Origin of the sequence: Paraburkholderia sp. BR14312 (assembly GCF_040948675.1) — a bacterium.
Lineage (GTDB): Bacteria > Pseudomonadota > Gammaproteobacteria > Burkholderiales > Burkholderiaceae > Paraburkholderia > Paraburkholderia nodosa_A.
The window spans coordinates 115351-129374 of record NZ_JBFPKI010000010.1 but is presented as its reverse complement, the minus strand read 5'-3'; the positions used below and the strand labels follow the sequence as shown (position 1 = coordinate 129374).

The 14024-nt window shown below is 63.2% G+C and carries 13 protein-coding genes and 1 tRNA gene; 7 read left to right on the top strand and 7 right to left on the bottom strand.

The window, feature by feature from the left end; genetic code table 11:
• Positions 1 to 23 precede the first annotated feature (23 nt).
• Complete coding sequence (dnaN, locus tag AB3X98_RS26790; RefSeq protein ID WP_028203240.1) at positions 24 to 1127, top strand: DNA polymerase III subunit beta; 1104 nt, start codon at positions 24 to 26, stop codon at positions 1125 to 1127.
• Positions 1128 to 1240: 113 nt separating this feature from the next.
• Positions 1241 to 3715 carry a DNA topoisomerase (ATP-hydrolyzing) subunit B gene (gyrB, locus tag AB3X98_RS26785; RefSeq protein WP_342949136.1) on the top strand — a complete coding sequence of 825 codons (2475 nt, stop codon included), beginning with the start codon at positions 1241 to 1243 and terminating at the stop codon, positions 3713 to 3715.
• A 76-nt stretch (positions 3716 to 3791) separates the two neighbouring features.
• Here the strand turns inward: gyrB and AB3X98_RS26780 are convergent, their stop codons facing one another.
• The 5 genes from AB3X98_RS26780 to adh all read right to left on the bottom strand — a co-directional run bounded on the left by AB3X98_RS26780 (position 3792) and on the right by adh (position 7631).
• A complete protein-coding gene (locus AB3X98_RS26780; protein WP_368603753.1) occupies positions 3792 to 4463 on the bottom strand; it encodes a SagB/ThcOx family dehydrogenase in 672 nt (223 codons plus the stop codon).
• A 128-nt stretch (positions 4464 to 4591) separates the two neighbouring features.
• Positions 4592 to 4768, bottom strand: a complete 177-nt coding sequence (locus AB3X98_RS26775; RefSeq protein ID WP_368603754.1) for a hypothetical protein — start codon at positions 4766 to 4768, stop codon at positions 4592 to 4594.
• Positions 4769 to 5044: 276 nt separating this feature from the next.
• Entirely contained in the window at positions 5045 to 5524 is a 480-nt protein-coding gene (locus AB3X98_RS26770) for a GyrI-like domain-containing protein (protein WP_342949134.1), read from the bottom strand.
• A 103-nt stretch (positions 5525 to 5627) separates the two neighbouring features.
• Positions 5628 to 6008 carry a DUF779 domain-containing protein gene (locus AB3X98_RS26765; RefSeq protein ID WP_368603755.1) on the bottom strand — a complete coding sequence of 127 codons (381 nt, stop codon included), beginning with the start codon at positions 6006 to 6008 and terminating at the stop codon, positions 5628 to 5630.
• 102 nt (positions 6009 to 6110) lie between these two features.
• Complete coding sequence (gene adh / locus AB3X98_RS26760; RefSeq protein WP_368603756.1) at positions 6111 to 7631, bottom strand: aldehyde dehydrogenase; 1521 nt, start codon at positions 7629 to 7631, stop codon at positions 6111 to 6113.
• A gap of 328 nt (positions 7632 to 7959) precedes the next feature.
• On the opposite strand from adh, the gene AB3X98_RS26755 reads away from it, so the two are divergent.
• Both AB3X98_RS26755 and AB3X98_RS26750 read left to right on the top strand, forming a co-directional pair.
• Positions 7960 to 8154, top strand: a complete 195-nt coding sequence (locus AB3X98_RS26755; RefSeq protein ID WP_069264575.1) for a hypothetical protein — start codon at positions 7960 to 7962, stop codon at positions 8152 to 8154.
• A gap of 332 nt (positions 8155 to 8486) precedes the next feature.
• Positions 8487 to 8744, top strand: a complete 258-nt coding sequence (locus AB3X98_RS26750; protein ID WP_069264577.1) for a hypothetical protein — start codon at positions 8487 to 8489, stop codon at positions 8742 to 8744.
• 70 nt (positions 8745 to 8814) lie between these two features.
• Here AB3X98_RS26750 and AB3X98_RS26745 read toward each other — a convergent pair.
• A tRNA-Lys gene (locus AB3X98_RS26745) sits at positions 8815 to 8890 on the bottom strand.
• 262 nt (positions 8891 to 9152) lie between these two features.
• Between AB3X98_RS26745 and AB3X98_RS26740 the strand changes: the two genes are divergently transcribed.
• Together AB3X98_RS26740 and AB3X98_RS26735 are read left to right on the top strand one after the other, a co-directional pair.
• The gene (locus AB3X98_RS26740; protein WP_028203232.1) at positions 9153 to 9557 is read left to right on the top strand and encodes a PaaI family thioesterase; all 405 of its coding nucleotides are present in this window, start codon (positions 9153 to 9155) and stop codon (positions 9555 to 9557) included.
• Positions 9558 to 9605: 48 nt separating this feature from the next.
• Positions 9606 to 10484, top strand: a complete 879-nt coding sequence (locus AB3X98_RS26735) for a patatin-like phospholipase family protein (protein ID WP_342949131.1) — start codon at positions 9606 to 9608, stop codon at positions 10482 to 10484.
• A 73-nt stretch (positions 10485 to 10557) separates the two neighbouring features.
• Here AB3X98_RS26735 and AB3X98_RS26730 read toward each other — a convergent pair whose 3' ends face one another.
• On the bottom strand, positions 10558 to 11571 hold the full coding sequence (locus tag AB3X98_RS26730; RefSeq protein WP_321922812.1) for a D-2-hydroxyacid dehydrogenase family protein: 1014 nt from the start codon (positions 11569 to 11571) through the stop codon (positions 10558 to 10560).
• A 427-nt stretch (positions 11572 to 11998) separates the two neighbouring features.
• Between AB3X98_RS26730 and AB3X98_RS26725 the strand changes: the two genes are divergently transcribed.
• The gene (locus tag AB3X98_RS26725; protein ID WP_368603757.1) at positions 11999 to 13849 is read left to right on the top strand and encodes a phosphoenolpyruvate carboxykinase (GTP); all 1851 of its coding nucleotides are present in this window, start codon (positions 11999 to 12001) and stop codon (positions 13847 to 13849) included.
• Positions 13850 to 14024: the final 175 nt, after the last annotated feature.

Sequence of the window (14024 nt, the reverse complement as noted above, 5' to 3'; positions counted from 1 at the left end):
CGTCACATCAACGAAGGAACTCTATGCAACTGGTCAAGACCGAACGCGATAACCTGCTGAGGCCGCTGCAAACGGTGAGCGGCATTGTCGAACGCCGCCATACGTTGCCGATCCTCGCCAATCTGCTGATCACCAAAACCGGTTCCGACGTCTCGTTCCTGTCGACCGACCTCGAGTTGCAGATCACCACGACCGCCGACTTCGGCGTCGGCAACGACCAGGTGGCCACGACCGTCGCCGCACGCAAGCTGCTCGACATCCTGCGCGCCATGCCCGACGGCCAGGTCACGCTCACGCTCGCGGACAAGCGCCTCACGGTGCAGTCGGGCAAGAGCCGCTTCGCCCTGCAAACGCTCGCCGCGGACGAGTTCCCCACGGTGGCGCAGGCCAAGGACTTCGGCGCGAACCTCGCGGTGCCGCAGAAGACGTTCCGCCAGTTGCTCGGCATGGTGTATTTCGCCATGGCGCAGCAGGACATCCGTTACTACCTGAACGGCATGCTGCTCGTCGTGGACGGCGACCAGCTCATGGCAGTCGCCACCGACGGCCATCGCCTCGCGTTCTCCTCGATGAAGATCGAAGGCTCGTTCGCGCGCCAGGAAGTCATCATCCCGCGCAAGACCATTCTCGAACTCCAGCGCCTGCTCGAAGACATCGACGACGTGCTGAAGATCGATATCGGTTCGACCCAGGTCAAGTTCACGTTCGGCCAGGTCGAGCTCGTCTCGAAGCTCGTGGAAGGCAAGTTCCCCGACTTCCAGCGCGTGATCCCGAAGGCGCACAAGAACACCTTCCAGATCGGCCGCGAAGAACTGCAACGCTCGCTGCAACGCGCGGCGATTCTCACGTCCGACAAGTTCAAGGGCGTGCGCTGCATCATCGAGCCGGGCCAGCTCAAGATCATGTCGACCAACGCCGACCAGGAAGAGGCGCAGGAAGAGCTGGAAATCGCCTACCAGGGCGACACCATCGACATCGGGTTCAACGTCACGTATCTGCTCGACGTACTCGCGAACCTGAAGGTCGACACGCTGGAAGTGAGCCTCGGCGACGCCAGCTCCAGCGCACTCATCACGATTCCCGAGAACGAGGAATTCAAGTACGTGGTGATGCCGATGCGCATCTAAAAAGCGCGACAGAAGAAGAACACCAGGGGGCGCTGCGCCCCTTTGGCGTTTTTATGGCTTTTTGAAAAAGTCTCGAGCAGTAACACAGGCAGTACGCAGAACCGGAAAATTCCATGACTGATACGAACAACTCGCAACCCGACAACAGCAGCTATGGCGCCTCGTCGATCCAGATCCTCGAAGGTCTGGAGGCAGTGCGCAAGCGGCCCGGGATGTACATCGGCGACACGTCGGACGGCACCGGTCTGCACCATCTCGTCTTCGAAGTGCTGGACAACTCGATCGACGAGGCCCTCGCCGGCTACTGTAACGACATCCGCGTGGTGATCCACGCGGACAACTCCATCTCGATCACCGACAACGGCCGCGGCATTCCCACGGACGTGAAGATGGACGACAAGCACGATCCGAAGCGCAGCGCCGCCGAAATCGTCATGACCGAGCTGCACGCGGGCGGCAAGTTCGATCAGAACAGCTACAAGGTCTCGGGCGGCCTGCACGGCGTGGGCGTGTCGTGCGTAAACGCGCTTTCGAGCTTCCTGCGTCTCACCGTGCGCCGCAACGGCAAGAAGCACTTCATGGAATTTCACCGTGGCGTGCCGCAGAACCGTGTGCTCGAAGAGCGCGACGGCCACACGGTCTCGCCCATGCAACTGCTCGGCGACACCGAAAATCGCGGCACCGAAGTGCACTTCATGGCCGACGAAACCATCTTCGGCAGCGTGGAGTACCACTACGACATTCTCGCCAAGCGTATTCGCGAGCTCTCGTTCCTGAACAACGGCGTGCGCATCCGCCTGACCGACCAGCGCACGGGCAAGGAAGACGATTTCGCTTTCGCGGGCGGCGTGAAGGGCTTTGTCGAGTACATCAACAAGGCCAAGCAGGTCCTGCACCCGAACATCTTCTACATCTCGGGCGAGAAGGACGGCGTGGGCGTCGAAGTGGCGATGCAGTGGAACGACAGCTACAACGAAAGCGTACTGTGCTTCACGAACAACATCCCGCAGCGCGACGGCGGCACGCACTTGACCGGTCTGCGCGCGGCGATGACGCGCGTGATCAACAAGTACATCGCCGACAACGAAATCGCCAAGAAGGCCAAGGTGGAAACCTCGGGCGACGACATGCGCGAAGGTTTGTCGTGCGTGCTTTCGGTGAAGGTGCCGGAGCCGAAGTTCAGCTCGCAGACGAAGGACAAGCTGGTTTCCTCGGAAGTGCGCGCGCCGGTCGAAGACGTCGTGGCGAAGGCGCTCGAAGAGTTCCTGCTCGAAACGCCGAACGACGCGAAGACCATTTGCGGCAAGATCGTCGACGCCGCGCGCGCGCGTGACGCCGCGCGCAAGGCGCGCGAAATGACGCGCCGCAAGGGCGTGCTCGACGGCGTGGGCCTGCCTGGCAAGCTCGCCGACTGCCAGGAAAAGGATCCGGCGAAGTCGGAGGTCTATATCGTCGAGGGCGACTCGGCAGGCGGCTCGGCCAAGCAAGGCCGCGATCGCAAGTTCCAGGCGATCCTGCCGCTGCGCGGCAAGGTGCTGAACGTCGAAAAGGCCCGCTACGACAAGCTGCTGTCTTCCGAGCAGATCGTCACGCTAATCACCGCGCTCGGCTGCGGCATCGGCAAGGACGACTACAACCTGGACAAGCTGCGCTATCACCGCATCATCATCATGACTGACGCGGACGTGGACGGCGCGCACATCCGCACGCTGCTGCTCACGTTCTTCTATCGCCAGATGCCGGAGATGATCGAGCGCGGCTACGTGTATATCGCGCAGCCGCCGCTGTACAAGCTCAAGGCGGGCAAGGACGAGCGTTATCTCAAGGACGATTCGGAGCTCAACGCGCATATGCTGCGTCTCGCGCTGCAAGGCTCGGAGCTCGTGCCGAACGAAGGCGCGACGCCGATCTCCGGCGACGCGCTCGGCGAACTGGCGCGCTCGTACCAGCTTGCGCGCGGCGTGGTGGATCGTCTCTCGCGTCTGTACGACGAGCGTGCGCTCGAAGCGATCATGGACGGCGTGGCGATCGACCTGTCGAGCGAAGCCTCGACCGAGGCTTCGGCGCGTGCACTCGAAGCGCAGCTGCGCGACGATCCGCTCAAGCCTGAAGTGAGCGTCGTGCCGATGTACGACCAGGTGCGCGAGCAACGTTCGCTGCGCGTGGAGCGCCGCCATCACGGCAACGTGAAGGTCTCGGTGATCGACGAGGAGTTCCAGCTCACCGCCGACTATCAGCAGCTCGTGAACACGGCCAATACCTTCAAGGGTTTGATCGGCAAGAACGCCGTGATCAAGCGCGGCGAGCGCAGCATGGCCGTGAACGACTTCAAGAGCGCGATGAAGTGGCTGATCGCCGACGCCGAGCGCAACGTGTCGAAGCAGCGCTATAAGGGGCTTGGCGAAATGAACCCCGGGCAGCTGTGGGAAACGACGATGGACCCGACGGTGCGGCGTCTGCTGCGCGTGCAGATCGAAGACGCGATCGCTGCCGACGGCATCTTCACGACGCTCATGGGCGACGACGTCGAGCCGCGTCGCGCGTTTATCGAAAGCAATGCGCTGCGGGCGGGGAATATCGACGTTTGATCGTCTATGCCTGCATTGAACAACAAACGCCCGGTTTCCCGGGCGTTTGTTTTTTTGTACGGCCTCACGCCGCAACTCAAGCCGCGAAACCCACCGGGATGACATAGACGACGCTCTGCCCGGCAGGCAAACCGAGCGCGTGCGCTGCCTGCGGCCCATCGACCGCGCCCACGGGCACGGCGACGAGCCCGAGCGCAACGGCCTGCAGCAGCATGTTCTGGGCAGCGTGCCCGGCCTCCAGATCGCTATACACGCCGGCTCTCCCCCCATACCGCTGCTTGAGCCGGCCGGGATCGGCAGCCACCACGATCAAGGCCGGCGCCGCCCCGACAGACGCCTGGTTGAGTGCAAGCGCTTGCAGCTTGGGACGCATGTCGGGCGTCGCTCGCGTCTGCGCGCGGTGGCCTTGCGGCACGTAGTGCATCACCTCCGCGGCGGTCACCATGTAGAGCTCAAGCGCAAACAAAGCGCCGGCCGAAGGCGCCGCGCGCTTGCCGTCCGGGCTGGTCACGCCCTGGCCGGCCCACAGCAGCTGGCCGATGGTCTCGACAGGCAACGCGTCGGACCGGAACCTGCGTACGGACCTGCGCCGCTGGATGGCATCCTCGAGAGGGACCGTGCCGGAGACTTTGGGCTTGGGCAGTGCGATCTCATTGGTGTACTTCGCCGGGCTCTCCTGCGCCTGGCTGGTGGAAACCTGGGTCATTGCGCCCGCAGCCAGCGCGGCCAGCAGTTCACGGCGTTTCATCCGGCGCCTCCATGAGTGACGGAGCAGGCCTCGACGGCCTTCGCGATTCTCACTGTTTCACGTTTTCGAGCGACACCCGGACCATGGCGCAATTCGATCAATAGTCACCACTGGCCCACTCGCAGAAGTTATAGACCGTAAATTCGAGATTGCGAGGTCCGATTCAACATCGCGATTTTCATCAGCGAAAAAGCGCCCTTGAAGGCGCCATTTTTTTGTGTGGAAGCCAGCGGCAATTCACGTTCTGCACTATCCACAGCCCCCAGCGGATAACTGCCGGAAAACCCCTGGAAATCACTGTGCATGAATCGGGGATAACTTCGTCTGCACGCAAACTGTGGAAAAGTTGCCAGCAGCTGCCTCGTGTTGTCCCGTTAACGCCCGCACGGTTATGGTTTTTCCACAGCCTTGTTTACTCAATGGTTTTCCGGGGTTATCCACAGAATACCCAGGGGCTTGTTAACTATTACTACGTTTACGTATACATACGTTATTAAAACCTTAGAACCCTCGCATCGGAAACGAAGATGCCGCCGTAAGACGTCCCGGCGGCATCGTTCGAAGTGTGCGAATCGCCTGCCTTATGCGAGCGGGATATAAAGCTCCGTCTTCAAATCGTCCGGCGCCGCCTCATCGGGCGTATTCAGATAAACCTCGAACGAAGGCGCCGAAAAGTCCGGCGTGCGTCCGAGCTTATTGAGCCCTTCGTTGTAAAACCAGATCCACGCCTGGCCTAGCGCCTGATACGGCCCCTTGTGCAGCATCATCGCGTGCTCGCCGCCACGCAACTGGAACTTCTCAACGGGCGCCACGATCTCCACGTCGGTTTCGTGCCCCAGATGCAGCGCCGCTTTCGAGCGCAGCTTCGACTCTTCGACCGTATTGGGATCGTCGTAATAGATGCCGACCATCTTCGAGCCGGACGTGCGCACGTTGCGCTCGCCGAGCCATTGCGCGAGCGTGTAGAACGCGTCGCCGATCTTCATGTACGGACCCACGTGGCTGACGGCGAGCAGGTCCATCGGCTCGAGGGTGAGAAGTTTCACGTCGTGGTTTTGCATGATGGCGTCTCCTGGTGCGATGGCCGCGCGATGGCGCAGCGCCTGCGAACCAAGATAGCACCACGCCCGGTGCGACGCCCCTGGCGTGCCGGGCGCTCGAGCGTCACAAACTCACGCGTGTCACCGGATGCGCCTCGAGCCACGCGTTCTCTTCGTCGTCGTAGAGCCGCGAGCGCGTGAGAAAGCGCAGGCCCGTGGGTCGTTCGAGCGAAAACATGCCGCCGTTGCCTGGCACGGCGTCGATGATGAGCTGGGTGTGCTGCCAGTATTCAAACTGCGCCTGGGTCATATAGAACGGCATCCCGCCGATTTCTCCCAACTGCACGTCGGCATTGCCGACCATGAACTCGCCGACGGGAAAGCACATGGGCGCGCTGCCGTCGCAGCAGCCGCCCGACTGGTGAAAGAGCAGGGCCCCGTGCTCGCGCGCCAACTGCTCGATCAGCGCGAGCGCGGCCGGCGTGGCGGTAACGCGTTCGACCATGTCGTGACGCTCCTCTCGAGAGGCTACGAAGGGGGCGTCGCGCGCAATTGCGGCCTCTCGACCGCCAACCAACGCGCGCGACGCTCAGGGCACGCAGTGCGTTCAGAAGAACCCGAGCGGCTGCTCGCTATAGCTCACGAGCAGGTTCTTCGTCTGCTGGTAGTGGTCGAGCATCATCTTGTGGTTCTCACGCCCGATGCCCGACTGCTTGTAACCGCCGAACGCCGCATGCGCCGGGTATGCGTGGTAGCAGTTGGTCCACACGCGCCCCGCCTGGATCGCGCGGCCGAAGCGGTAGGCACGCGTGCCGTCGCGCGTCCACACGCCTGCGCCGAGGCCGTAGAGCGTGTCGTTGGCGATTTCCAGTGCTTCCTCTTCGGTCTTGAAGGTGGTGACGGACACCACGGGTCCGAAAATCTCTTCCTGGAAGATGCGCATCTTGTTGTGGCCGCGGAAGACAGTGGGCTTCACGTAATAGCCCTCGCCGAGTTCGCCGGCGAGGCTGTTGCGCTCGCCGCCAATCAGGCACTGCGCGCCTTCCTGCTTGCCGAGGTCGATATACGAGAGAATCTTCTCGAGCTGCTCCTGCGAGGCCTGCGCGCCGATCATCGTCTTCGTGTCGAGCGGGTGGCCTTGCTGGATCGCCGCGACGCGCTTGAGCGCGCGCTCCATGAAGCGGTCATAGATCTTCTCGTCGATGAGCACACGCGACGGGCACGTGCACACCTCGCCCTGGTTGAGCGCGAACATCGCGAAGCCTTCGAGCGCCTTGTCGAAATAGCTGTCGTCATGGTCGAGCACGTCGGCGAAGAAGATGTTCGGGCTCTTGCCGCCGAGCTCCAGCGTCACGGGAATGATGTTCTGGCTCGCGTACTGCATGATGAGGCGGCCCGTGGTGGTTTCGCCCGTGAAGGCGATCTTGGCGATGCGCTTGTTCGAGGCGAGCGGCTTGCCGGCTTCGAGGCCGAAGCCGTTCACCACGTTGAGCACGCCTGCCGGCAGCAGGTCCTGAATCAGCTCTGTGAGCACGAGGAACGATGCGGGCGTCTGCTCGGCGGGCTTGAGCACGACGCAGTTACCGGCCGCGAGCGCGGGCGCGAGCTTCCACGCGGCCATGAGAATCGGGAAGTTCCACGGAATGATCTGGCCGACCACGCCCAGCGGCTCATGGAAGTGATACGCGACCGTATCGTGATCGATCTCCGAGATGCCGCCTTCCTGCGCGCGCACGCAGCCCGCGAAATAGCGGAAGTGGTCGGCGGCGAGCGGGATGTCGGCGGCGAGCGTTTCGCGCAGCGGCTTGCCGTTGTCGATGGTCTCGGCCACGGCGAGCTTGTGGAGGTTCTGCTCGATGCGATCGGCAATGCGGTTGAGGATATTCGCGCGCTCGGTGGGCGAAGTCTTGCCCCAGGCGGCTTTGGCCTTGTGTGCGGCGTCGAGCGCACGTTCGATGTCGGCTTCGCGCGAGCGCGGGATGGACGTGAACGCGTGACCGGTGATCGGCGAAATATCGTCGAAATACTCGCCGCCGAGCGGCGCGACCCATTCGCCGCCGATGAAGTTGCCATACTGCTTCTTGTACGGGAATTCGGTAGTCAGGAATTGCATGTCCGCGTGATTCATCTGCGTGCTCCTCTGTGTTCTCGATCTCGATATGGATGGACGCGGCGAGGCCGCGCTACCGCGGCACGCTAACGCGAGAACCATGCCAGCGCGGCGGCGCAGCGGCGCTTTGCCGGGCGGTCGAGGCCCAGCGCGTCATGCCGCGCGAATGCGCTGCGCGCGAGCCTTCAGGTCGGAGAAAGGATTGCGTCAGGCCGGAACAGAAGGGCGGCCAACTGCTCAGGAAGTGAACAGCCTGGGAGCGTAATTGCGGCAGGAGTCGGAGATTTGCGGCGCGCGGGCCGCACTTGCGGTAGGCTTTGCACCCGTAACAGTCAGGAGAGTTTGCATGTCGAGTACATTCGTTTGCCGCAACCAGTCGTGCGGCACCCCGTGGGAACAGAGCGAGGTCGTGATCAAGAACGAAGGGCAGGGGCCCTTGTTCCGGTGTCCGCTGTGTGGCGCCCGTAACTACCTGGAGCAGTTCGAAGACGACGACGGCAACGTCGTCTATGAACAGGTGGACGGCAAGCCGTTCCTCTAAGCGCTGGCGGCTGGACGATCTGGATAGCGAGCGTGATGCCGAAGAGAGTCCGAAAAGCGAAGCATGCGGAGCGGACTTCGATGGTCTGGATTCCGAAGTTTTTCGCCATCCATGCCGGCTCGGACCTGGCAAGCGTGGAAAGTGAAAGACCGGCTTGCCGGTGACCGGCGAAGCGCAAGCGTCGGGCAGCGAGGCGCCGCTTTCAGCGGCGTCCATCCCCAATTTAGTCGGACTATTGGTTACCTATCTATACGGGTAGGCTGGCGAGCGCCCCGGAGCGTCCTACAGTACTTCATACGATAAGAAACCACGGCAGGACAACGGGGAAGGCCATGACATTCGTCGAACAGGAAATCGCGCACATCGCGCGCGTGATGCCACCGTCGCTGGCTGGCGATTTCGAAATGCCGGTGATGGGTGTCGCGTACTGGCGCAAGCGCTTGCACGCGCTTCTCAAGCAAAACCATCTAACCCACGTTCAGCTTTCGACCGTCGATACGCTGCTGCGCCAGCTCGACGGCTTCGAGGCGCTCGGCCGCTGGCTGCCGCGTCCGAAGCGGACGTCGCGTCATGTGAGGCGCGTGAAGTAGTTCAGGCCCGTGGCCGCGGAGAAATGCAAAAAGCCCGATCGCAAGGATCGGGCTTTTTGGCTGAATTCGCTGGTGGGGCGTGAGTGACTCGAACACTCGACCTACGGATTAAGAGTCCGCTGCTCTACCAACTGAGCTAACGCCCCCAACAGAAGAAAGATTATGCAGGACTTTTCCGGGCTTGGCAAGTCCCTTCTGCAAATTATCTGAAAATAGTTTGTCGATGCGGTGCAGGCTCCGTATGCGCGAGCGTTTGTGCCTTTACCACGGGCGCCGTGCCGTCCCGGTATGATGTCGCCACGCTTGGGTCAAACCAGGTTTCGAGCTAGTCGCTGTGCACCGCCCCGGTTCGCCAAGGTCGGCTGCGATCGGCTGGAAACGTCGCACGGCAATCCACAAAGGCAAACGATGGACGACAACGCAATCGACGCGCTGCTGGAGCGCGTGCTGGCCCCTTGGGTGCGCGCGCTCGGGATGAAGCCCGTCGAGGTCTCGGAAGACAGCGCCACCTTGCGCCTGCCGTTTTCCGGCGAGCTGCGCCATTCGGGCGGCGTGATCTGCGGCCAGGTGTTCATGGCGGCGGCGGATACGGCCATGATCGTCGCGATCACGGCCGCGCTCGGCGGCTTCAAGCCCATGACGACTGTTGCGCTGAACACCAATTTCATGCGCGCGGTGCGCAAGGGCGACGTGCTCGTGACGGCGCGCGTGCTGCGCATGGGCCGCAATCTGGTGTTCGGTGAAATAGAACTCTACGACGAAGACGGCCGCATGGCGGTGCACGCGACCTCGACCTACGCGCTGCTCGATTAAGCTTGGCGCTTCCGATCGGTTTCGGTCGCTTCGAAGGACGTAGAAGGCATGTTCGATCAGGTGGTTTTCGCCGGCGGCGGCAATCGCTGCTGGTGGCAGGCGGGGTTCTGGGACATCGTCCAGCCCGAGCTGCGCATTCGCCCGCGCGTCATTACGGGCATCTCGGCGGGCGCGGCCACCGCGTGCATGCTCTACACGCGCGACGCCGACTGGGTCATGCGTTATTACGAGGAAGCGCTGCGCCACAACAAGCGCAACGCCTACTGGGGCAACCTGCTACGCGGCGAGTCGGTGTTTCCGCATTACCGCATCTATCGCCAGGCGTTGCTCGACATCTACGGCGAGCCGTTCACGCAGCTTCAGGACGCGCCTGAGATCCGCATCGGCGTGTCGCATGTGCCGCGTTGGCTTGGCGCGCGCAGCGCCGTGGCGGCGGGTCTCATCGCGTACAACATCGAAAAACATATCCGCAAGACGCTGCACCCGACGCTCGGGCGCAGGCTCGGGTTTCATCCGGAATTCGTGACGGCGCAGGAATGCGCGAGCGTGGAGGATCTGGCCGATCTCATCCTGCAGTCGTCATGCACGCCGCCGTTCACGCCGGTGCTGCGGCGTGACGGCCGACCGGTGCTCGATGGCGGGATGGTCGACAACGTGCCGGTCGGCGCGCTCGACGACACGCCCGGCCGTGTGCTGGTGATGGTGACGCGGCTCTATCCGCGTCCGCAGATGTTCGTGGTGCGGCATCAGGCAACGCAGGGCGTGCAGCAGCGCCTTTACGTGCAGCCGTCGGCCAGGGTGCCGATCTCGAGCTGGGACTACACGAGCCCGCAGCAGATGCAGCACGCGTACAACCTCGGCCGCGTGGACGGCGAGCGGTTCCTCGCGCGTTTGCCCGAGGTCATGGAAGCGGCCGCTAACGCCTGAGCGCACGCGGCCGCATCGAAATCAGACGGAAAGACGCACGAAGGGCGGCGCGCGCCGCCCCTTGCCGCCGCGCTTACTTGCGGCGGCCGCCCTGCAGCGCTTCGGGGTTCGCGACGCTCGCGTGATCGCCCGCGTCGAACGCGAGGATGTTGCGGAACGCCCCGCCGAAGTACAGCTCGTAGCTCTCGCGCTCCACATAGCCGATGTGCGGCGTGCAGATCACGTTTTCCATGCGCAGCAGGCTGTAGCCCTGCAGGATCGGCTCGCTCTCGTACACGTCGATCGCGACCATGCCCGGCCGGTTGTGCGCGAGCGCGCCGAGCAGCGCGTTTTCTTCCATCAGCTCCGCGCGGCTCGTGTTGACGAGCAGCGACGTGGGCTTCATGCGCAGCAGGTCTTCCTGCTTGACGATCCCGCGAGTGTCATCGTGCAGGCGTAGATGTAGCGACAAGACGTCGCTCTCTTCGAACAGCGCCTCGCGGCTTGCGGCGGCTTCGTAGCCGTCGGCGCGCGCCGCTTCGAGCGAATGCTCGCGGCCCCATACCAGCACGCGCATGCCAAAGGCCTTGCCGTAGCCGGCCACGAGCCGGCCGATCTTGCCGTAGCCCCAGATGCCGAGCGTTTGCCCGCGCATCACCTGGCCGAGGCCGAAGTTGGGCGGCATCGCCGAGGTCTTGAGGCCCGACTGCTGCCACGCGCCCTGCTTGAGGTTGGCGACGTACTGCGGAATGCGGCGCTGCGCGGCCATGATGAGCGCCCACGTGAGTTCGGCGGGCGCGACGGGCGAACCGGTGCCTTCGAGCACGGCGATGCCGCGCTCGGTACAGGCTTCGATGTCGATGTGCGGACCGGCCTTGCCCGTCTGGCTGATCATGCGCAGATGGGGGAGCTTGTCGAGCAGTTGCGAGGTGATGCGGGTGCGTTCGCGAATCAGGACGAGCGCGTCGACTTCGGCGAGGCGGCTGGCGAGTTGGCCGAGGCCGCGGACCGTGTTGTTGAAAACCTTGACCTCGTGGTCGGCGAGCAGTTGAAAGCAGTCGAGCTTGCGGACGGCGTCCTGGTAGTCGTCAAGGATGGCAATTTTCATGGCGGCGGGTTGTTTTGCGTGTTTTGCATCGCGCCTTTCGTAGCGCGACTTCGGTGTTCATCTGGTGGTTATCCCACTATGCAGCGCCGGGAAGGCTGGTATGAATATAGGGAGCCTTCACGTCGCTCGCCGCGTGCAGCAGCAGGCATTGCAATTGCGCAAGCCCGAGGCTACGCACGCAGGTTTTTGACGCGGCAATCAGCCGCGAATTCGCAACTTTTAACAGCTTGTCGGGCTCCGATGCAAGCCGCTTTACAGACGGTTTCGAACCCCAGGCTAGAGGACCTTGACGACCTGCCCAACTGCGCGAACCGATTCGCATGTTGATCTGCCATCGACATCCGGTTCGCAAAGAGTTGCGCCTCTCGCGTGCAGCGTTGAAAAGGGCCGATTCTCTTTTTACAGCCCTAAAAATGGAGACAGCTCGATGAACCATCCCGATTACCAAGCCAAGGCCGCCGCACAGGTGCCCGCCTGGGTCCGGCACCGGAAACTGGTCGACTGGGTGCAGAAAATCGCAGCGCATACGCAGCCCGATCGCATCGTCTGGTGCGATGGCTCCCAGGAAGAATACGACCGCCTGTGTGCGCAGATGGTCGAGGCCGGCACGATGCGCCGCCTTAATCCGCAGAAGCGTCCGAATTCGTATCTCGCCTGCTCCGACCCCTCGGACGTCGCGCGCGTGGAAGATCGCACCTTCATCTGCTCGCCCACCAAGGAAAATGCCGGCCCCACCAACAACTGGGTCGCGCCCGCCGAAATGCGCGCGACGCTCGACGGCCTGTTCGCAGGCTCGATGCGCGGCCGCACGATGTATGTCGTGCCGTTCTCGATGGGCCCGCTCGGCTCTCCGATCGCGCATATCGGCGTGGAGCTTTCCGATAGCCCCTACGTGGCCGTGAACATGCGCATCATGACGCGCATGGGCCGCGCCGTGTACGACGTGCTCGGCGAAGACGGCGCATTCGTGCCGTGCGTGCACAGCGTGGGCGCACCGCTCGCGGCAGGCGAGCAGGACGTGCCGTGGCCGTGCAACAAGACGAAGTACATCGTCCACTTCCCGGAAACGCGTGAGATCTGGAGCTACGGCTCGGGCTACGGCGGCAATGCGCTGCTCGGCAAGAAGTGCTTCGCGCTGCGCATCGCTTCGACCATGGGCCGCGACGAAGGCTGGCTCGCCGAACACATGCTGATTCTCGGCGTGCGTTCGCCGGAAGGCCGCAAGTACCACGTCGCGGCGGCGTTCCCGTCGGCGTGCGGCAAGACCAACTTCGCCATGATGATTCCGCCGCCTGCCATGAACGGCTGGGAAATCACCACGATCGGCGACGATATTGCTTGGATCAAGCCCGGCGCCGATGGCCGTCTCTACGCCATCAACCCCGAGGCCGGCTACTTCGGCGTGGCGCCGGGCACCGGTGAGAAGACCAATTTCAACGCCATGGCGACGCTCAAGGAGAACGTGATCTTCACGAACGTTGCGCTCACCGACGACGGCGACGTCTGGTGGGAAGGCATGACCGACGAACCGCCCGCGCACGCGATCGACTGGCTCGGCAACGACTGGACTCCCGCCATCGGCAAGGAAACGGGCCGCAAGGCCGCGCATCCGAACGCGCGCTTCACGGCGCCCGCGTCGCAGTGCCCGTCGATCGATCCCGAGTGGGAGAACCCGAAGGGCGTGGCCATCGATGCGTTCATCTTCGGCGGCCGCCGTTCGACCACGGTGCCGCTCGTGACCGAGGCGCGCGACTGGACCGAGGGCGTCTACATGGCCGCGACCATGGGCTCGGAGACCACGGCCGCGGCCGCGGGGCAGCAGGGCGTGGTGCGGCGCGATCCGTTCGCGATGCTGCCGTTCTGCGGCTACAACATGGCCGACTACTTCGGGCATTGGCTCGACGTGGGCGAGCGCCTCGCCAAGGCCGGTGCGACGGTGCCGCGCATCTTCTGCGTGAACTGGTTCCGCAAGGGGCCGGATGGCAAGTTCGTGTGGCCGGGCTTCGGCGAGAACATGCGCGTGCTCGAGTGGATGGTGCGCCGTATCGAGGGCAAGGCCACCGGCGACGAACATGCATTCGGCGTGTCGCCGCGCTACGGCGACCTCGACTGGAGCGGCCTGAACTTTACGCAGGAGCAGTTCGAACAGGTGATTTCAGTGGACGCCGACGCCTGGCGCGCCGAACTCGCGCTGCACGCCGAGCTGTTCGACAAGCTCGCTCATGGGTTGCCGCAAGTGTTGAAGGATGCTCGCAAGACGCTGGAAACGCGTCTCTAATCATGTAATGTGAGCGCTCACTATCTGGATGGCCGCCCGAGGGCGGCCATTTTTATTTCCGGGGTCGAATGCAGTGGTGCGGTGCAGAGGCACGTCTGTTCGGCGTTAGAGCGACTATTTCGCTGCAACGCGCAAAATTGTTTCGTTCGAAGTAATAATCGGACCTCTGTTAATG

Bases quoted from the DNA above. Each gene is read 5' to 3' on its own strand.
- AB3X98_RS26755 (WP_069264575.1), top strand. From the start codon at position 7,960: ATGTCGAGTACATTCGTTTGCCGCAACCAGTCGTGCGGCACCCCGTGG.
- AB3X98_RS26770 (WP_342949134.1), bottom strand. From the start codon at position 5,524: ATGCAAAACCACGACGTGAAACTTCTCACCCTCGAGCCGATGGACCTG.
- AB3X98_RS26730 (WP_321922812.1), bottom strand. From the start codon at position 11,571: ATGAAAATTGCCATCCTTGACGACTACCAGGACGCCGTCCGCAAGCTC.
- AB3X98_RS26775 (WP_368603754.1), bottom strand. From the start codon at position 4,768: ATGCACAGTGATTTCCAGGGGTTTTCCGGCAGTTATCCGCTGGGGGCT.
- AB3X98_RS26780 (WP_368603753.1), bottom strand. From the start codon at position 4,463: ATGAAACGCCGTGAACTGCTGGCCGCGCTGGCTGCGGGCGCAATGACC.
- AB3X98_RS26750 (WP_069264577.1), top strand. From the start codon at position 8,487: ATGACATTCGTCGAACAGGAAATCGCGCACATCGCGCGCGTGATGCCA.
- AB3X98_RS26725 (WP_368603757.1), top strand. From the start codon at position 11,999: ATGAACCATCCCGATTACCAAGCCAAGGCCGCCGCACAGGTGCCCGCC.
- gyrB (WP_342949136.1), top strand. From the start codon at position 1,241: ATGACTGATACGAACAACTCGCAACCCGACAACAGCAGCTATGGCGCC.
- AB3X98_RS26765 (WP_368603755.1), bottom strand. From the start codon at position 6,008: ATGGTCGAACGCGTTACCGCCACGCCGGCCGCGCTCGCGCTGATCGAG.
- dnaN (WP_028203240.1), top strand. From the start codon at position 24: ATGCAACTGGTCAAGACCGAACGCGATAACCTGCTGAGGCCGCTGCAA.
- adh (WP_368603756.1), bottom strand. From the start codon at position 7,631: ATGAATCACGCGGACATGCAATTCCTGACTACCGAATTCCCGTACAAG.
- AB3X98_RS26740 (WP_028203232.1), top strand. From the start codon at position 9,153: ATGGACGACAACGCAATCGACGCGCTGCTGGAGCGCGTGCTGGCCCCT.
- AB3X98_RS26735 (WP_342949131.1), top strand. From the start codon at position 9,606: ATGTTCGATCAGGTGGTTTTCGCCGGCGGCGGCAATCGCTGCTGGTGG.